This window comes from Halomonas borealis, assembly GCF_004798905.1.
GTDB classification, from domain to species: Bacteria; Pseudomonadota; Gammaproteobacteria; order Pseudomonadales; family Halomonadaceae; genus Halomonas; species Halomonas borealis.
Map to the genome: position 1 here is coordinate 51,852 of NZ_SDMO01000009.1, position 18,414 is coordinate 70,265.

The 18,414-nt window shown below is 54.4% G+C and carries 13 protein-coding genes; 6 read left to right on the forward strand and 7 right to left on the reverse strand.

The features are described 5' to 3' along the window. Position 1 precedes the first annotated feature (1 nt). Genes ETC07_RS10255 through ETC07_RS10275 form a run of 5 tightly spaced genes read left to right on the forward strand, consistent with a single transcriptional unit; the run spans position 2 to position 10,108 of the window. Entirely contained in the window at positions 2-2,758 is a 2,757-nt protein-coding gene (locus tag ETC07_RS10255; protein ID WP_136248424.1) for a DNA methyltransferase, read from the forward strand. Positions 2,759-2,776: 18 nt separating this feature from the next. After that, positions 2,777-4,561, forward strand: a complete 1,785-nt coding sequence (locus tag ETC07_RS10260) for an RNA/DNA-binding domain-containing protein (protein WP_136248425.1) — start codon at positions 2,777-2,779, stop codon at positions 4,559-4,561. After that, positions 4,558-7,383, forward strand: coding sequence for a DEAD/DEAH box helicase (locus ETC07_RS10265; protein WP_136248426.1), 2,826 nt, complete (start codon positions 4,558-4,560; stop codon positions 7,381-7,383). Before ETC07_RS10260 ends, ETC07_RS10265 begins: the two co-directional genes overlap by 4 nt. Continuing rightward, a complete protein-coding gene (gene pglZ, locus ETC07_RS10270) occupies positions 7,383-9,377 on the forward strand; it encodes a BREX-3 system phosphatase PglZ (RefSeq protein WP_136248427.1) in 1,995 nt (664 codons plus the stop codon). The genes ETC07_RS10265 and pglZ overlap by 1 nt, the downstream gene beginning before the upstream one ends. Next, complete coding sequence (locus tag ETC07_RS10275; RefSeq protein ID WP_205742538.1) at positions 9,374-10,108, forward strand: hypothetical protein; 735 nt, start codon at positions 9,374-9,376, stop codon at positions 10,106-10,108. The genes pglZ and ETC07_RS10275 overlap by 4 nt, the downstream gene beginning before the upstream one ends. 341 nt (positions 10,109-10,449) lie before the next feature. Here ETC07_RS10275 and ETC07_RS10280 read toward each other — a convergent pair whose 3' ends face one another. From ETC07_RS10280 to ETC07_RS10305, 6 genes are all read right to left on the reverse strand, one after another. Then, entirely contained in the window at positions 10,450-10,896 is a 447-nt protein-coding gene (locus ETC07_RS10280) for a hypothetical protein (protein WP_136248428.1), read from the reverse strand. Positions 10,897-11,371: 475 nt separating this feature from the next. After that, positions 11,372-11,869 carry a RadC family protein gene (gene radC / locus ETC07_RS10285; protein ID WP_136248429.1) on the reverse strand — a complete coding sequence of 166 codons (498 nt, stop codon included), beginning with the start codon at positions 11,867-11,869 and terminating at the stop codon, positions 11,372-11,374. A 9-nt stretch (positions 11,870-11,878) separates the two neighbouring features. Beyond that, complete coding sequence (locus ETC07_RS10290) at positions 11,879-12,490, reverse strand: lambda exonuclease family protein (protein ID WP_136248430.1); 612 nt, start codon at positions 12,488-12,490, stop codon at positions 11,879-11,881. Positions 12,491-12,549: 59 nt separating this feature from the next. Next, entirely contained in the window at positions 12,550-13,287 is a 738-nt protein-coding gene (locus tag ETC07_RS10295) for an ERF family protein (RefSeq protein WP_136248431.1), read from the reverse strand. A gap of 11 nt (positions 13,288-13,298) precedes the next feature. Then, positions 13,299-13,484, reverse strand: a complete 186-nt coding sequence (locus ETC07_RS10300) for a hypothetical protein (RefSeq protein WP_136248432.1) — start codon at positions 13,482-13,484, stop codon at positions 13,299-13,301. A gap of 96 nt (positions 13,485-13,580) precedes the next feature. Further along, positions 13,581-14,549, reverse strand: a complete 969-nt coding sequence (locus tag ETC07_RS10305; protein ID WP_136248433.1) for a DUF932 domain-containing protein — start codon at positions 14,547-14,549, stop codon at positions 13,581-13,583. 886 nt (positions 14,550-15,435) lie between these two features. Here ETC07_RS10305 and ETC07_RS10310 point away from each other — a divergent pair. After that, a complete protein-coding gene (locus ETC07_RS10310; protein WP_136248434.1) occupies positions 15,436-16,359 on the forward strand; it encodes a pentapeptide repeat-containing protein in 924 nt (307 codons plus the stop codon). Positions 16,360-17,089: 730 nt separating this feature from the next. Here the strand turns inward: ETC07_RS10310 and ETC07_RS10315 are convergent. Next, positions 17,090-18,352, reverse strand: a complete 1,263-nt coding sequence (locus ETC07_RS10315; RefSeq protein ID WP_136248435.1) for a tyrosine-type recombinase/integrase — start codon at positions 18,350-18,352, stop codon at positions 17,090-17,092. Positions 18,353-18,414 lie beyond the last annotated feature (62 nt).

Genomic DNA, 18,414 nt, shown 5'->3' on the forward strand with positions numbered 1-18,414 from the left:
TATGAATCAGCTTTTTGATAACCAAACACAAGAAACAGGGCCAGTAGAATGTCTCGGGCAGACATTTCCTAGCGAGGCAGCCCGCCGGGAGCATTTCCTGAAGCTGCTGGCTGAAAAACTGAAAGAGCCTGAATTTCGCAAGCAGGAAGGTTTTCCACATGGTGGCGACAATGCCATCCTTAAGATGTCAGACCCTCCCTACTACACAGCGTGCCCCAATCCGTGGCTAAATGACTTTGTTGAGCAGTCCGGAAAGTCATATGATCCGTCAGTGAAGTACAGTCGGAAACCGCTAGCTATCGATGTTTCGGAGGGAAAAACTGATAGCTTGTATAAAGCGCATAGCTATCATACAAAAGTCCCGCATCTAGCTATAGTCCCATCAATTCTGCACTATACTGAACCTGGCGATATTGTTCTGGATGGGTTCGCTGGTTCAGGTATGACAGGTGTGGCCGCTCAGTGGTGTGGAGCAGCTACTAAGGCTTATCGGCATGAGATTGAACTTGAATGGAATAGACAAGGCCGACCTGCGCCGAAATGGGGTGGCCGTAGAGTTATTCTTAGCGACCTTTCACCCGCAGCTACTTTTATTTCTGCAAATAATAATTTGCCATTTTCTAGTGAGGAGTATTTTAAAGAAGGGCAGGCGCTGCTTAGTGATTTATGGGAAGAAATAGGCTGGATGTATGAAACTTCACATGAAGATGGTGAGGCTGTCGGTAGGATTGATTATACAGTTTGGAGCGAGGTTTTTATTTGTCCTAGCTGCAATGCTGAGAACGTTTTCTTAAGTGCAGAAAAGGTTTCTTATAAAGGCCAGCGTGATCGTATTCTCTGTGGAACCTGCAAAGCAGAAGCGAGAAAGGAGGAGATGGAGCTTGCTAAAGAGCATTTCTTAGAAAGCGGCCAGCTACAATGGCGGCCTAAGAGGGTTCCAGTTTCAATAGTTTATAAGGTGGGGGGCAGAACTTACAAAAAAAAACCAGATGATCATGATCTTGATATATTGAAAAAAATTGAAGATTTAGAGAGCCCGGCTAATTTCCCGCATGAGGAGTTTCGTTCTTCTAAGACATTCAATGAAGGAAGGATGAGGACTACAAATACAAGAAATACTAGAAGCATTTTTTTGCCAAGAGCCGCGCATGCGATTGCTAGATTATGGGCTCATGCCGAGAATATTTCTGAGGCGAGGCTTAGAATGAATCTGCTCTACAGTATCGAGCAGGCAATTGTTAGCATGAGTGTTTTTAATCGATATCGACCAACTGGGTATTCGCAGTTTGGTCAACACCTGACTGGTGTTTTTTACGTGGGGTCTCAACATGCAGAATGTACTCCTTGGTATATTCTTGAAGGTAAGTTTAAGCGTGTAGAAAAGGCGTTTAGGGGGTTTCATTCTAGCCGTAATGATGCGATTATAAATACAGGGTCTTCGGCGCGGATTAGCTGCCCTAATGATTCAGTTGATTATGTTTTTGTAGACCCGCCGTTTGGGTTCAATATTTTTTATGCTGACCTAAATAAGATTGTTGAAGCATGGCATGCTGTGTACTCTGATGTGGCAGGAGAAGCAGTTATAGATGCATATCTGGATAAGGATATTCATGTTTACCAGAGGGTGATGCATAAGTGCTTCGCTGAGTTTCACAGAGTTCTGAAACCTGGTCGATGGATGACTGTTGTTTTTTCTAACAGTCAAGCTAAAGTCTGGAATGCTATACAAGTTGCCTTGCAAGAGGCAGGCTTCGTTGTCGCCGAGGTTAGTACTCTAGACAAAAAACAGGGTAGCTTTAAGCAGGTTACATCACCGAATGCTGTAAAGCAGGATTTGGTGATCTCTGCTTACAAGCCTAATGGCGGTCTTGAAAAGAGGCTTTCAGAGCGAGGAGCGGCTCCAGAATCAGCGTGGGATTTTGTAAGAACTCATTTGGCTCAGCTGCCCATTTGCAAACTAAGGGGTGGTTCCCTTGAGTTTGTGGTGGAGCGTGACCCACGTCGAATTTATGACCGTATGGTGGCATGGTTTGTTCGACATGACTTTCCTGTTCCCATTTCGACTGAGGAGTTCCTCGCGGGACTTCATACTCGTTATCCAGAAAGAGACGGAATGGTTTTTCTTCCAGATCAAGTTGCTGAGTACGATCAAAAGAGAGCTCAAGTAGCTGATGCGCCCCAATTGGAGCTCTTTGTTTCAGATGAGAGAAGTGCTATTGACTGGCTATCTGAATACTTGAAGAAACGCCCATCGACATATCAGGGGGTACACCCTGACTTTACATCACAAGTTGGCGCAGGATGGAAAAAGCATGAGGCTAAGCCAGAATTGTCTGCGTTGCTAGAAGATAATTTTCTTATGTATGATGGAAGTTATGAGGTTCCAAGTCAGATTCATAGCTATCTATCTAGCAACCATAAGGACCTGCGTGGCTTGGAAAAAGATGATCCACGCCTAATCGCTAAGGCCAAAGACCGCTGGTATGTTCCCGATCCCAACAAGGCCCACGACTTGGAGAAGAAGCGTGAGAGGGCGCTGCTCAAGGAATTTCAGTCTTATCTTGAGTTCACGGGCCGTCGGCTAAAAGAGTTTCGTCTGGAAGTGCTTAGAGCTGGTTTTAAGGATGCTTATAGCAAGAAGGATTACCAGACCATCGTGTCCATCGCCAAGAAGATCCCCGATGAGTCGCTTCAGGAAGACGAAAAGCTGTTGCTCTGGTATGACCAGGCTCTGACGCGGACAGAAAGTGACTTCTGACTGGATGAAGGGGCTGGTATGAATCAGGAGGAACTGCTCGCAAGGCTGAACGGCATCGAGTGGAACGACTTCGAGTGCAAGCGTGCACGTAATGGCGTGCCGGAAGACGCCTACACTACCGTTTCCGCTTTCGCCAACTCTTCTGGGGGCTGGCTAGTGTTTGGCGTCAGTGAGTGTGATGGGCAACTTGAAATCACCGGTATTGAGTCGCCTGACAAGGTTCAGAACGACTTTCTCGCTGTACTGCGCGGTGGTAAAAAACTGAATCTGGTGATCGCAGTGGAGCCGCACCGATACGAAGTTGAAGGCAAACATGTGTTTGCCTTCCATGTGCCGGAGGCGACTCGATACGATAAGCCGGTGTATCTGAAAGGAGATCCTCGACAGAGCTATATCCGCCGTGGCGCCGGAGATGAGCGTTGCACCCAGAGCGAATTGGAGAGGTTCCTGCGAGATGCCGCTCAAGAGAGATACGATGGAGCAGCTCTGCCCGACATTCCGGTGGAGCGTTGCTTTGACCTGGACACGGTGCGCTGGTACCAGGCGCAATTTTCTATGCGCAATCAAGAACATGCGGAGATTTCTGACCCGATTGAGTTCCTGCTGAACTGGAACTTCATTATCGAACAAGGCAATTCCATGCTGCCCACCCGGGCCGGGGTGCTGCTATTCGGTGAAGGGCGTTATGTACGTCAGCTTCTTCCCCGACCGGTCCTGGACTATCAAAGGATTGATATGCCTTTCGACGAGTGGTCCGCCGAGCATCGCTGGCATGACCGCTATGTTTTCGAAGAGAACATTTTCAAAACCTGGCAGGGCCTGGTCGCCCGTTACATGCGGGTTGCCGAGCATCCTTTTTCCATCGACCCCGCTACCTTGAGGCGGAATGATGACCCGCCGGATTACGTTGCCTTTCGTGAAGCGGCTATCAACCTTTTGATCCACCAGGATTACGGTGATCATGGGCGAAAGGCATCAATCAGGATGTTCACCGACCGAACCATTTTCTGGAACCCGGGTGACGCCTTCGCTACTGAGGCAGAGCTGCTAGAGCCAACGGAGAAAGAAGTACGCAACCCGTCCATTGTCAAAGCCTTCCGGCGAATAGGCCTGTCTGATCAGGCCGGTACCGGTATCCGGGCAATTTTCCACAACTGGCATGAACTGGGCCGGGTGCCGCCGCTGCTCAATAACGATAAGGGGCGCAAAGAGTTTGAGCTGGTGCTGATCAACAAGGCGTTGATCAACGATGCCATGGAGCGGTTCCGTCGAGACATTGGAGTCAGCTTGTCGCCAGAGCAGGCGGATGCGTTGGCTCTGGCCCTGGAGCCATCGAAAGAGGGCCGTATCAGCCTCACAGACATTCGTGGGCTGGGCATCAACACCACGCGTCAGGCCAAGCAGATTGCCGAGTTTCTGGTTCGTCAGCAGCTGCTTGGGCCGGTAGGGGACACGCTGTTCGAGCTGAAAGCCCCCTTCAAACATCGTTTTCTGGAGCGAGCGGAACCTTCCACCGGGGAAGTCACCGGGGAAGTCACCGGGGAAGTCACCGGGGAAGTGTCTGAGAAAGTGTCCGAGGAAGTGCAGAAGCTACTGTCGGTCATGACCGGAGAGATGAAACGGGCCGAGATTCAAGCAGCGTTGGGTCTGAAGCACGAGGACCACTTCCGGGACGCCTATCTCAGCCCGGCATTGGCTTCCGACGTCATTGAAATGACCGTTCCGGACAAACCTCGCAGCAGCAAACAGCGCTACCGGCTGACCACCAGGGGGCGTGCCTTGCAAGGAAAAGAGCAATCATGAGCAAGGTGTTCAAGGTTGGGGACTGGTGTTGGTACTCTCAGCAGGCTACGCCTTGCCGGATTATCGAACGCCAGGAGGTGTGGGGAGCAACTACCTACCGCATCTGGCTAGCGGCCAAGGATGCGGTTGTCCGCGCCCGCGAGCCGGACCTGGCAGAGCTTCTTGATATTCAGCCAACGGTTGAACAGATCCTGCACTCGGTGGCCGCCGCCAAGCTGCTTGATGCCCTGGAAGACAACCTACTTCTGGCTCCGGTTCAGTCCAGCGTGGTGCCGTTGCCTCACCAGCTCTATGCCCTGAATCGTGCCATGGGCAGGGACCGCATACGCTACCTGCTGGCCGATGAGGTGGGCTTAGGTAAAACCATCGAAGCGGGCCTAATACTCAGGGAGCTGAAGCTCCGGGGAATGGTGAAGCGAGTTCTGGTGGTAGCCCCCAAGGGCCTGGTGCGCCAGTGGCAAGCTGAGATGCGGCTGCACTTTGGCGAACAGCTTCGGTTCATCGAGGCATCGGATCTGGCCGCTTTCCGAGCCTGGCGTGATGACACTACCCAGGGTGAGGACAATATCTGGCGCATGCACGACCAGGTGATCTGCTCACTGGATTCGGTCAAACCGGTCGAGAGTCGCCGGGGCTGGAGCCTGGAGCAGCTTGCCAACTACAACCGTGAGCGATTTGAAGACCTCGTGTCCGCTGGCTGGGATCTGGTGATTATCGACGAATCCCACCGCATGGGGGGCAGCACCGAGCAAGTGGCCCGCTACAAGCTGGGTGCCGCCCTGGCCGAGGCTGCTCCTTATTTGCTGTTGCTGTCAGCTACACCCCACCAGGGCAAGAGCGATCAGTTCTTGCGGCTGATGCAGTTGCTGGATCGCGACACCTTCCCCGATGAGTCCAGTATCAATCAGGACCGAGTACAGCCTTTCGTGATTCGTACTGAGAAGCGTTCTTCCATTGATGCGGAAGGGCAGCCACTGTTCAAGCCCCGCTCTACTCGGCTGCATGCTGTTGCCTGGCAAGCAAAACATGCGGCCCAGCAGCAGCTGTACGAGGCCGTTACTGATTATGTGCGCCATGGCTACAACCAGGCGATGGCCGCCAAGCAGCGTCATATCGGCTTTCTGATGATCCTGATGCAGCGCTTGGTGACATCCAGTACTGCTGCCATTCGCGCAACGCTGGAGAAACGCCAGGCCCTGCTTGATACACCTGAGCTGCAGGCGGGGTTATTTGATCTCGCTGATGCCGATGAATGGGCCGAGCTGGACAGCCAGTCCCAGCTGGATGCGGCCCTGCAGTCCAGTAGCTGGGCACAGGAGAAATCAGAAGTCGATACGCTGCTGGCACTGGCCCGGGAAACTGAGCAACAAGGCAGCGATGCCAAAGCCGAGGCTTTGCTGGAGCTGATATACAAGCAGCAGCAGGAAGAGAATGACCCTGAGCTGAAGGTGTTGGTGTTTACGGAATTCGTGCCAACCCAGGCCATGCTGGCCGAATTTCTGGAAAGCCGTGGGTTCTCCGTAGCTCTGCTAAATGGCGGGATGGACCTGGAGGCGCGAACCAGAGCCCAGAAAGCGTTTTCTCAGGATGTGCGCATACTGGTTTCCACGGATGCCGGTGGCGAGGGGCTTAACCTGCAGTTCTGCCACGTCATCGTCAATTTCGATATGCCCTGGAACCCAATGCGGCTGGAGCAGCGGATTGGGCGTGTGGACCGCATCGGCCAGCCTCACGTGGTTCGTGCCGTCAATTTTGTACTGGCAGACACGGTGGAATATCGCGTACGGGAGGTGCTCGAAGAGAAGCTGGCCGTGATTGCGGAAGAGTTCGGTGTCGATAAGGCGGCGGATGTGATGGATTCCGTAGAGGTTGAGCCCTTGTTCGATGAGCTCTTCGTGCATGGCTTGCAAGATCCGTCCTCCATTGATCAGGAATGCGAGGAAGTGATCGATCAGGTCCGGGATAAGGTGACCGCGTACCGGAAAGACAATGACCTTTTGACGGAAGACCATACGCTCGAAGCCGACGATGCTCGCAAGTGGCGCGATCACCCGGCACAGTTCTGGCTAGAGCGGGCCATCACCACCGGGTTGGCTGGTCGTGGCGGCACTGCCGTCAAACATGATGATGCCTGGCAGGTGATCTGGATGGATGGCAGTGAATCTCACCGCGTGTGCTTTGATGCGCGTACTGCTGAACAGAACCCTGAGCTGGAGTGGATCACACTGGAAGACCCCAGAGCCCGTGCTGTGATCATGGATCTGCCACGCTTCGTAGTCGGTCAGCCAGTGCCGGTGGTGGCGGTAAGTGGATTACCAGACACCGTCCAGGGTGTCTGGTCGCTCTGGGAGATCAGCCTGAGCGCAGGCAGCTCCTCCAGTCAATTCAATCGAAAGCGGTTTTTGCCGGTGTTTGTGATGGATAATGGCCGGTCATTTGTACCGACGGCAAAGCGTATCTGGGATTTACTGCTCACTGAGCATGTTAAAATACAACAAGCCACCGGGCTAGAGCACGCCATCGAGTGGTATGAATCATCCTCTAAAGCCGCCCATGCTCAAGGGGAACAGTTGTTCAACGAGCTGTTGGATGAACATCGCTCTTGGCTATCAGAGGAGTGTGATCGCGCGACTTACTCCTTTGAATCACGTCAGCAGGCGATTGGCCGTATTGGTCTGTCTGCGGTCAGGGAACATCGGCGAAAGCGACTTCAAGCAGAGCACGAGGTTCGAATGGCAAATTTGCGGGATGCCGAAACCTGCCTTCCGGATATGCATGCAGTTCTGGTGTTACGGATCGGTCAATCTGGGAGGTCAGCTTGATGAGCCTTTGGGCCAAACGAATTCTAGAGGAGTTTCCATCCGACCTGGCTCGGCTGTGGATAGCAGCAGACCCTGATGATGTATTGCTAGACGAGCAGGTGCTTGTCGAGCTGAGGGATCGTGGATTTGAGGTACTGCCATTCAAGGACAGTGTGGCCTTTCGTGCTGAATATGAGGAACGTTATCGTATTCCCTGGGAACAGGGTGAGCCAGGCCCGGCAAGAGCAGTTATCCTCCACCTACGAGGCACTGACCTTAGTGAGCTGCCATGGGACTATCTGCGCTCATCACGGCAAGTCCATTTGGGACTTCATGAGTTATTTTCCAAGCTGAGTTATTCCGTTGTCAGGCAGGTTGGTGGCGAGCTGCTGCCAGCCCTATTTGAGTCACAAGCCAAGCATGTCACTCAGGATCTGGGAGAGGCGGCCACCAAGGATTTTGTTCTGACACACATTTTCCGCTTCAGCCCTCACCTGATCACGCGGGAAGAGGATCTCTGGCGGGAGATGCTGCGATTACACTTTCGGGACATGGCCGTACCCAGAGTTCTGGCAGAGTACGTAGCTCAGGTTATTACGGAGAACAAGCCCTTCGATAACATCCCTGTTGCTGACTTGCTGGTACATAAAGATTTGGCTCTGAGAACGGTTCAGGATGCCTGGTACCGATACCTGCATAGGCTGGGCCTTAGTGGTGGTCGCACCGGCGAAGGGGCTCCCAAGACCTACGTTCCAGAGTTATCGATACCGTTTGATCATCATGATATTAGGGTTATCGTTGATTCCATGTTCTTGGATGGCACATTGCACCCACTGGAAGTGCAGGATGTTCCGTCTGATCTGCCAGAATGGATAAAAGCTGGCATTATCCGAGATCCTAGAGCAAAAGCGAAGCTGGTGTTGGATGGTATCGAAAGCCTTTCCAAAGAAATACCCGACACTGACTCTGGTTATCGAGACTGGATGCATTTTGCCAAACGGTTCGGCGAGATCCTGTCGAGGTTTCATGGATTGGATGTGCCCCGGGCGGAATGTATCAGGGCGGAGATGCAGAATTTTGTTCGGCAAATAGATGAGAAACTAGAGCATTGGGTTTTCAGACACTATGCTGACTTGTCCTCCTTGCCTATCGTCAAGGGGCCAGTGATGCTTCATCACATACCCCGTTATTTGGCCATGAATCATTCGCCCAGCAATGAAAAGGTAGCTCTGGTTGTCTTTGACGGTTTGGCTTTTGACCAGTGGGTTCATATTCGGGAAAGTCTTGTTAAGGCATGTGACAAGCTGATTTTCAATGAGTTTGCTTGCTTTGCATGGTTGCCGACGCTGACTTCGGTATCCCGTCAGGCTCTGTTTTCAGGGCTTCGACCAAGAGAATTCCCGGATAGTATCGAATCGACTTCACGCGAACCCGCTTATTGGTCTCGGTTCTGGCAAGACCAAGGTGTGCGCCCCAATGGGGTTATGTTCCGTAAATCCATCAAGCGTAACGACGACCTGCCGGAACTGGAAGATGCTTTGTCCAACCCGGCTATCAGGGTGGCAGGACTGGTTGTGGACACCGTTGATGAGATTATACACGGTGCTGTGCTGGGTAAGCAGGGCGTAGCAACTCAGATCGCTAACTGGTGTGAGACTGGATTTATTACAAAGTTGTTAATTTTCTTGTTGGATCACGGGTACCAAGTATACTTGACTGCAGACCATGGTAACGCGGAAGCCTCTGGTATTGGCCGTATCAATCAGGGCGTTACATCTGATCTTCGTGGAGAGCGTGTACGCACCTATCGCAGCGAGACCACGATTGCCGAGACAGCAGCTGCTTATCCGGAGACTCTCCGCGTTGATGTACCTGGCTTGCCCGCTGATTTCATGCCGCTATTTGCTCGGGGAAGAGGAGCCTTTGTACCGAAAGGGAATCAGGTTGTTGTTCATGGGGGTATGTCACTGGAAGAGCTTGTCGTCCCATTTGTGAGAGTGAGTTACGTAAATTGACTCGACAGAAAATTTCTTCACCCAAGATTGGTTTTGATCGTTACATTGCTCTTGACTGGGCCGCTGCAGCCCTGCGTGCCCGCGCTGAATCCGGAACCGTTGATGACCTAAACGAGTTGCTTGATGCGGCAGGACTGGGCGTGGAAGCTCGGAAAAAAACTAGAACTGTCTTGAACCGGCTTTGGCTACAGCCCCGCCCGGAGCTGGCTGATTTCGCCCAGCGAGGCGTGGATATATACAAATCTGATCCGAGTGTGCCCATTGCAGCACTAACCTGGGGCATGGCGATTGCCACCTATCCGTTTTTTGGCAAGGTGGCCGAACTGATAGGCCGACTGTCATCTCTACAGGGGGACTGTGCCTCTGCGGAAGTTCACCGGCGCATGAGTGAAATCTACGGTGAACGAGAGGGGACTCTTCGCATGACGAATATGGTACTCCAATCACAAGCTAATTGGGGGGCCATTGAGCGCGTGGAAAAAGGTAAACGTCTGATCAGGATGGCACCAATCAGAATAAGTAGCGAGGAATCTGTTACTTGGCTGGTAGAAGCGGTATTGCGCTATGTAAATAAGGCATTCCCAGTATCGGTGCTGTCTTCCCAGGCTGTTATATTCCCTTTCATGCTAGACCAGCCGCTCGGGTATTTGGTTTCAAAGAGTCCAAACTTAGTTGTATATTCTCAGGGGGTAAATAGTCAGTTCGTATCTTTGCCAAGTTTTGTGAGTTAAGCCTAAGTGTCATATAAAGTATCAATTGATTATAGTTGGATCCAGAGAATCAATGGTTTAGCCGTGGCGGGCTGCGTATCCCGGCGAGCGCCGCGGTACTATTCAGCGCTGGGTAGTTAGGTACATGAATTGCGTGGCCTTCACACCGAGGGTAAATAGCCGAAGGTAGAAGTCGATATCTTTGGCTGCATGGTGCCGGGCGGAGGCCGGAGTAGATTCAGTTCATCCAAGAATGAACAGTAGAGGAGTTCGGACACTGGGTAAGTCGCTGGACATCGGAATGCGTGTGGTTATCCGCGGCTGACCGGCCAGTCGGTCCTGGCCGGCGCATCGGGCGCAGGTCAATCGACCCGTTCGTTGTTTTTCAGTATGGTATCTAGGGCGGCTTCCTCATTGTCCTCATCGTCTTCGTAGCCAAAGATGTCGCTAAGTGAGTCCCATTCCTCCTGCTCGTCGTAGTTGTCGTTGTTGCCGTAGTCATCCTCGGCTAGCACTCCGTCTTCGCCGCTGTCGTCGTCCTCACTCATGCGGTATAGGGCGGTGTGGACGACAGCATCGGCCATGCTTTCGCCATGACGTCTCTCGACAGATATGTCGAGCATGCCCTGGGCGGCAGCCGTGTTGAGTCGATCCCATACATCCACATCGTCCGGCTCTGCAGGAACGCCATGCCGCTGAAAACTTCGACTTGTGAGGCGGCAGGCCACGTCGCGGTCGTACTCATCTTCCAATTCGTGGAAGGCGCTGTACTGGTGGAGAATGTTTGATGTTCCGTAGGTATCGGGCATTGGGCACCTCGGGTCGTAGCAAGGCCGCTTGTGGCGGCGTGGGGCGGCAGATGGAAGTGCCCCTGGGCACTGCCATCACTCGACTATGAGAGCTGGTTCCGTGCTTTCAAGTTAGCATGGCAAACAGGCACGCTGGATTCCTAGGCTCTCCACCAATGACTTGAACTCATACGTCAGCAGAAGTCGTTGATGCGGTATCAAGTAGTTGAAGAACCAACTGGCCCGCTCAAGGCTCGCTCAGATTTCTGTCGATCAGCCCCGCCTGTATGAGTAGTATCTCCCAGCCTTCGAGGCTGAGAAGGAAGCTCCTCTCCCTGTCCCACAGAAAGCTCGCCTTTTGCCAGTCATGTCACTGCCAAGCCAAAGCTGAGATCGGGAATTGCCAAGTTGTCAAAGCCGATGGACAAAAAATAGTAATTCGAGGCCCCAGTGCCGCCCTGAGTGGGCAGCACTGGCGTTATGTCGTGTATCGCTTTCACAGGTATCCCAGCTCCGCAAAGGATCGGCATCCCTCGCTCCCGACCACGATGTGATCGATGATCCGGATCTCCACCAGTCCGAGCGCCTCCTTCAGCCGCTGAGTGATACGCCGGTCAGCATCGCTAGGCGCCGGATCTCCAGGAGGATGGTTGTGCACCAGGATCACTGCTGCGGCGTTGCAGGCCAGCGCCTGCTTGACCACCTCGCGGGGATACACGCTGGCCGAGTCGATGGTGCCGCGGAACAACTCCTCGAAGCTGATCACGCGGTGCTGACTGTCAAGGAAGACAGCACAGAACACCTCGTGCTCGACTTCCTGCAGCAGTATCTGCAGGTACTCGAACGCCAGCGCTGGCTGGGTGATCTTGCGCCCTCTGGACAGACGGCGACGGGCAAAGGACTTGGCGATAATCAAGAGCTCCGCTTCGGTCACTGTGTCGGTGATGCGGTAGGTGCCGGCGGTCTCGCCGGCTCTCAGCTTGCGGTGGTTCATACTCTCTCCTCACGCCGCCATCACCAGCGCCATGCGGCGCTCCAGTTCCGCGTAGAAAGCCTCGACCCGCTCGGCGATGGTGCTGATCATCGCCTCGTCGCGATAGGCCCGCTTCACGAACAGCGGCATCCCCGGCCAATAACTGACGAAGTCGATCCATTCCCGCTCGCTGACCCACAGGCCGCCCTGGCACTGGGCGATGTGTTCCTGGGGCAGCTCGTCGGCTAGCAACAGCTCGATCTGGTACTTGGGCAGCTTGGTCTTGATCTCCACTAGGCCGCCGTTATCCACCAGACAGTCGGGCGAGTAGCCGACGCCGTTGTTGAGGATGATGCCGACCTGCTCCAGGCGGGGCAGACCGGTGGCCTCCTGGTAGAGCTCACGGGCCACGGGCTCCAGTTCGTGGCCACGCTGCGTGTGGGCATTACCCGGGAAGGCATCAGACGGTTCGCCAGTGATGCGCTCACCAATCAGCTGGTGCATGTAGCTCAGCGCACCAGCACCGAAGCCTCCCGGTCCCTTGCCCTTAACCAGCAGCGTCTTCAATTCGGACATGGTGACGATGCCCAGCCGGGCGGCATGCCACTCGGGCGTGCCCTGGTCCAGTGTCAGGATCTGCATGACGATCTCCTTCTCGATAAGACGGCATAAGCCGCGAGGGGCTGCCCCTCGCTGGCTGGTCAGTGGCGTTGACGGTTGGGCTGCGCTCGCTTCTGGAGGGACGCGCGCAGTTTGTCGAAGTCGTCGCGCGGCACCTGTTCGGCGTCGCCGTACTTGCCGACGAACCACTCTTGGGTCGCAGGAGGGCAGGCGGCGATCAGTTTCTTGATCTGCCCCGCCTGGAAGGACGTGACCGGCTTGATGGGGACTGCGGTCTGCCCGTTGTCGTCCTGGCCCCGGGTGGTGATGTTGAGCAAGGCGCAAAGTACGTAGCGCTTTCCATAGCTGGTCGAGGATCCGAAGGCCTGGACGGCATTTTTGTTGCCGCTGACATCGGCCGGCAGCAGCATACTGGTTTCCTCCCGATGGCCTTCCTGGTGCATCAGCACGCCGGTGACCTGAATGCCTCGCTCCTGCGTCTGGATACGAAAGCTCACCGCGAAGCCGTGCGTCTTCATGATCGGGCGCACGGTATCGACGATGTCCTCGAGGGTGGCGTAGTGGCCGTTGTTGCCCTGGCCGCGCTCGATGATGCTCGGCAACTCCGTCTGCATGGCCGCCATGGCAGCGCTATAGGCCATCAGCGCCTGGCGATCCAGTACGCGCTCCTGCATCTGCAGCAGACGCTCCATCTTGTCGATATCGACCTCAGGGTTGAGGGCGGCGCGCTCGATCACCTGGATGATCGCAGTGCTGTCTGGAGTGGCTTGCGTAATTTGTGCTTGGTTGACGGTCTTGGGGTGAATGGGCGTTGCCATAGTGGCCTCCGTTAGCGATAGCGTTGGATGACGCCAGGGAGCTGGTCGATTGGAACCGGCTCCAGGGATAGGGCCACGCGATAGACGCGGCCCTTGGCTAGCACATGGGTCTCGGTTGCGTGTTCACCGGCCTCCAGCAGCTGACGGGTCAGCTGGGTCAGGGCCCGGCATATCTCGAACGTCATGGGCGATTGCATTGGCATCTCCTGAAACAGTAACGCCCGGCCTTTGAAGGGGCCGGGCGCTATGCCGTGGTGATGGAAAGACAGCGTGGTTGTGTTGCTGGGTGATGATCAGCCCACCAGCGCAATGGCTGACTCCAGCGCCTTGTCCTTGAGGCCAGCCCCCTGGCCGAACCAGGCGGAGTCCATGCGGTAGTCGTTGCCGCGGGCGCGCTTCTCGTGGTCCACGTATTCGGTGACCGCGTTGAGCAGCCCCCAGGCGGTGCCTTGCGCCGTGCACAGCTGGGAGCCACGTCCTTCGCCTTGATAGAGCTTCTGGACGCGATTGAGGGCACGGACGTTGGGCAACTTGGACGGATCTTCCAGCGGCGCCTCAGCGTTGCAGATCACCGCTTGGAAGTAGGCTCTCGCTTCCTCCAGGCTGACCTTGCGCTCGGCCAGCGTCTTCAGGCGATACATGAAGTCGTCCCACTGTGAGACCGAGATACCCAGCTGCTGCTTGACCAGCTGCGGACGGAACTCGGTGCTGTGCGGCACTTTCACCCCTTGCGACATGCCGTCCACGGCGATGGTCAGGGTGTTGTTGCAGACCACCCGTACCGAGGTCGGGGTGGCGACGGTGGCCAGGGACCCATCGCAGGACGTGGCCAGCAACAGGTAGTCGTTGACCTGGTCCTGCCCCTTCAGAGCTCCTCCCAGGCCACTCTTGGCCAACGCCCAGAACTTGCGCCCGCCCTTGAGCACTCCAGCGGTCTCGAGCTCATAGCCAGCGTACTCCGTCAGATCGCGGTAGAACTCCAATACCTCTTCTGGCTGAACCACCTTGTAGCGCTGGGAGACCACCGAGAGTGGGTCCTTGGTATCGGAGCGGTAGAGCACCTTTTGTTCCGGAAAGGAATGGATGCTCCCTAGGTGGCCCGCGCCATCGGCGATGAAGCGCACCGGGGATTCATCGATGTGCCAGTCCATGCCGGCTTGCTGTCGCCAGACCTCCAGCGGCTGGTGACGAGACAGTTGCTGGCCCAGCCCATGCCAGGGAGTGTCGCCGACGTAAGCCATGTGCTCGATTTGATGTGCCATGAGAAATCTCCTGGACGAAAAAAAGCCGGCTGAGTGCCGGCTGATGGAGTAAGAGGAAGTGCGAGTTGGGTCAGGCCAGGTCACGAAAGGCGTGGCCACAGCCCAGACAGAGCCAGGGTATGCCTTCTCCGGGAGGGAACAGGTTTACAACTAGGCGATCGCCAGCCGCAGCTCCAGCGATGCCACCTGATGCGCCGGCGACGACAGCGGCAGCGGCTCGGGTGAGCGGAAATTGTCTGGAAGAGAGCAGGTTTCCGGGAGAGTAGAGCGACCCATAGGCGCCCTGTAGCGTACCGGCCATTGCGCCGGCCGCGATCCCGAGTTTGCGGGCAGTCTCGAGGTTGATGACGCGCTGCGAATCGCAGCGCAGGCAGGGTGGGGGCATATGACGTCTCCTGTGCAGTTGAAACGAGCCTGGGTAAGACTCAGCTCACAGGAGTGATATAGATCTCAAAATGGTTTGGATTGAATCGCTGGGGATCTAGCCTCACAGCTCAGCACGGAAAGCTCCCCAAGAGTGCTATGGAGCACGCTGAGGCCGGGCTCAGAAAAGCTTCTCTATCGTTCCTCTTTCTTGGCCTTTTCGAACCTGTCCCAGAGTGGCCTAAAAGAGCGTTTTCCGGCCTTCAGGAGGAGGCGTTTTCTAGCTGCGGAGAAGCCAATGCTGCTGCTCGAGCAGCTGGTTTTATGTGGTGAGCCTACGACAAATTCTCCCCGGATAAGATCAGCTGGCAAGGGAATTGGTCGCGTTTCGACGCGTTGACGTTGTAAATTGATGTTTCACAACGGCTTTAGACTTGAGGCTGCTAAGGAAGAGAAGAGTCAGTGCCTGCTGGTCTTCTGGTAACACTGAGACTGTGAGCTTTTAGCTGATTGAGGAGTAAGGATGTTGAGAAAATGGTTCAGGGAAGAGGTTTTACATAACCCTGTCAGAACGTTTCTGATGATAATGGGGGGGGCTGTGGTTATTCTTGTTCCCGTTTCGCTAGGCTGGGAATGGATTAGCGGTAAAGTTATGCCTAATACTTCTTTCGGTTTGTATGATAGGAGTTTTTGGGTGGGTTTGTTAGTAAATTTGCATGGTAGTGTTTTAGAGCTTGGTGTATTTGGTTTTTTGATACTGTGGGCAGATTCTAAGAGGTCAATCTCTCAAGAGGTAAAGCGTTTTAGGGAAGACCTTTCGGATTACTCGTTTTTGGACTTTGATGAGGTTAATTTAAAGAAGGTTGGCAGCATTAAAAGGCTCAACGAGCTTGGGGTTTATGATATTGATGTGCAGAATTTGTGTGTAAATCGCTCATCTTTGAAAGGCCTGGTTTTTGAATCAACTAGGATGATTGGTCTTAAGGCAGAGGGGGCAAGGATACAGAACGTAGTGTTCAGAGATGTTAAGATGCGCTCTTCTCGATTTTCAGGTAGCAGGATATCTGGCTCATCTTTTGAGGGGTGTCATTTATACAAAACGAGTTTTACCCCTCTAGATGATAAGGAGGCAGAACTTAGAGGGGTTTCATTTAAGGGGTCAGTTCTTGAAAGGAGTGACTTTACAAGGGCAGGGTTGCAAAATGTTAACTTCAACGATTGCGATTTAAGGGAGGTTGTTTTTAAAGGTGCAAATTTAAAGCAAGCAAGCCTCAAAAGGGCTTCGAATTTGCAGGTAGAGAGGTTGGCAGAAGCTGAGTGCTTAGACTATGTCAAACTGGATAAAGATGTTCTTGAGAAGTTGTTAGAGCTGCGTGATGATTTTAAATATCAGGGGGCCGGCCATGAGGGAATCGAACCCTCTGACTACCGACGTAATTGTCAGTAGCTGACCCGCATCCGGCCTATCTTGATAATTTCAATTGGCGGCTTATCTGTCAAGAGCTACGTGGTGTTGGTAGGTTGTATAGCTCGGCAGCCATATGCTTCGCATGCGTGTAGACGCCCTCGAGGCCTGGCTGTTTGTACGACAGCTGGACCTCAATTCACTCCCGAGGGTATCCCATATTCTGTAGGCCGGTGGCTACAACATAGCGGGTCCCGCGGGGGGGGGGGGGGAGCGGCCCTCGAAACCTATTCACTTGGTAGCCATGCCGAAGGCGGCATCGGAGATAAGCTCGTTGGGGGCAATCCGCCCCGGGAACAGAAGATCGTAACTATCCGTCATGCCGTAAAGCCCCCTCAGTACCTTAATGGCTTGGGTGGGCAAGGAGACTCGATGAGTACGGCTAATATGCATGTTGTCCGGAAGTATCTTCCACAACGCCTCCTCGAATTTGACTGCTTCCTAACGAGCCATGCGCAGCTTCCCAGTGCACACGGTCGTCAATCAGCATTAGCTCGGAGCCCCGCCTTGACGAGTGGGCTCTTGTCGTAGGTGTGTATAGCGCTGACGATCTCTGGGAGCTCGTCCTGTGCGATGTGAGGAAAATGTTGGTGCTTCTGCTTCTCCAGGGCAGCACCAAGATCGGTCAATGGATTGTATTTGGCCCGGCCGATGATGATGACGAAGCGGTAGATGTCGCGGCAGAAGGAGAACCGCCGCTTAGGAGCAGCGGTTATGCTTTTGCAATCTTCCTACCGTTTTTTGAACGTGCCTCTGGCACATCATTGATGGCAGGCTCCACCAGCTCTGCCACCTTAGCCAGGGCCTCTTTCCGCTCCTCAAAGTAGTCGTGACGATCGTAGATGCCTTCTACGCCTTTGAGCTTGTGGTTCAGGCAGCGTTCCGCGATGTGTCCGGGCACGCCTGCGGCAGCCAGCAAACTGCGGCAGGTCCGTCGCAGGTCGTGCACTGTGAACTCTGCGATATCACCCATCCTGTTTTCTGGCTGCGGTTTGTTGCCTGGCTCTTTGCCGAATAGCTTGGCAATAGCGCGGTTGAGCGTGTCCTTGCCCATGTGAGGCCGCTTGCTGCTGCGGCGGCTAGGGAACACATATGTCGATTCGCAGGCACGAATCTTGAGCTCTTCCAGCCAGTCAATGGTCTGCGGGGGGAGGGGTATGATGATTCCTTTGCCGGTCTTGCTGCGCTCACCGGATAGCTCCCACCGGCCTTTCTTCAGATCGAATTCTGACCACTGAGCCTCTGTCAGTTCGGTCTTGCGTACCCCTAGTACAAGCAGCAGCGAGCAGGCGAGATAGTTGTCGCGGCTGAAACTGTCACTGCTCTTTCTGAAGACTCGGAAGACATGGTGAATCTCATCGAGGCTCAAAGCCCTGTCGCGGCTTTTCTCTATCCCACCTGCATCGTTGACGTTGAAGGCCGATGCCGGGTTGTAGGTGAGTAGCCCCAGTTTGATGGCGTGATTGAATAGCTGCTTCAGGTACATCAGGGTGTCGTTCGCAATGGCCGGGCGGCCACTTTCGGCGACCTTCCTGACGATGGCCCGCACCTCCATGGGTGTGACGCTATCCAGGGTGAGGTGTCCGACAGAGGGCGCGATCTCCTTTTCGAAGATCCGCTTCGGGATGTTGGGGTGCTTGAGGCGCTTCTCCAGGTCTTGGTGCCAGTCGCTGAAGAGATCTTTGGTGGTGTGGATGGCGACCTGCTCTTCACGCTTGCGCTCTTCGACCGGGTCGACGCCCTTGCGGATGGCCCTCTGAACCTCTACCGCCTGCACGCGGGCCTCCGCCAGGGAGAGGTCCGCGCACTTGTCCAATGTCAGCTCACGGCGCTTTCCGGCGAGCGTGTACCGATGCATCCAGTAGGGAGCTCCCCTTTTGGGAATCATCAGGTACAGACCGTTGCCATCGCTGTAGCGGCCCGGAGTGCCGTCCTTGATCAAGGCCTGGACCTTCTTGGCAGTGAAGCTACCCATCACCCCTCCCAGAGATCACTATCAAAAAATTTGAAACAAGTGTTTGGATTCGTGGCTGAACA

What these genes read in the sequence shown, in the direction of transcription:
- ETC07_RS10255 (WP_136248424.1), top strand. Translation starts at nt 2, where the DNA reads ATGAATCAGCTTTTTGATAACCAAACACAAGAAACAGGGCCAGTAGAA.
- ETC07_RS10260 (WP_136248425.1), top strand. Translation starts at nt 2,777, where the DNA reads ATGAATCAGGAGGAACTGCTCGCAAGGCTGAACGGCATCGAGTGGAAC.
- ETC07_RS10265 (WP_136248426.1), top strand. Translation starts at nt 4,558, where the DNA reads ATGAGCAAGGTGTTCAAGGTTGGGGACTGGTGTTGGTACTCTCAGCAG.
- pglZ (WP_136248427.1), top strand. Translation starts at nt 7,383, where the DNA reads ATGAGCCTTTGGGCCAAACGAATTCTAGAGGAGTTTCCATCCGACCTG.
- ETC07_RS10280 (WP_136248428.1), bottom strand. Translation starts at nt 10,896, where the DNA reads ATGCCCGATACCTACGGAACATCAAACATTCTCCACCAGTACAGCGCC.
- radC (WP_136248429.1), bottom strand. Translation starts at nt 11,869, where the DNA reads ATGAACCACCGCAAGCTGAGAGCCGGCGAGACCGCCGGCACCTACCGC.
- ETC07_RS10290 (WP_136248430.1), bottom strand. Translation starts at nt 12,490, where the DNA reads ATGCAGATCCTGACACTGGACCAGGGCACGCCCGAGTGGCATGCCGCC.
- ETC07_RS10295 (WP_136248431.1), bottom strand. Translation starts at nt 13,287, where the DNA reads ATGGCAACGCCCATTCACCCCAAGACCGTCAACCAAGCACAAATTACG.
- ETC07_RS10300 (WP_136248432.1), bottom strand. Translation starts at nt 13,484, where the DNA reads ATGCAATCGCCCATGACGTTCGAGATATGCCGGGCCCTGACCCAGCTG.
- ETC07_RS10305 (WP_136248433.1), bottom strand. Translation starts at nt 14,549, where the DNA reads ATGGCACATCAAATCGAGCACATGGCTTACGTCGGCGACACTCCCTGG.
- ETC07_RS10310 (WP_136248434.1), top strand. Translation starts at nt 15,436, where the DNA reads ATGTTGAGAAAATGGTTCAGGGAAGAGGTTTTACATAACCCTGTCAGA.
- ETC07_RS10315 (WP_136248435.1), bottom strand. Translation starts at nt 18,352, where the DNA reads ATGGGTAGCTTCACTGCCAAGAAGGTCCAGGCCTTGATCAAGGACGGC.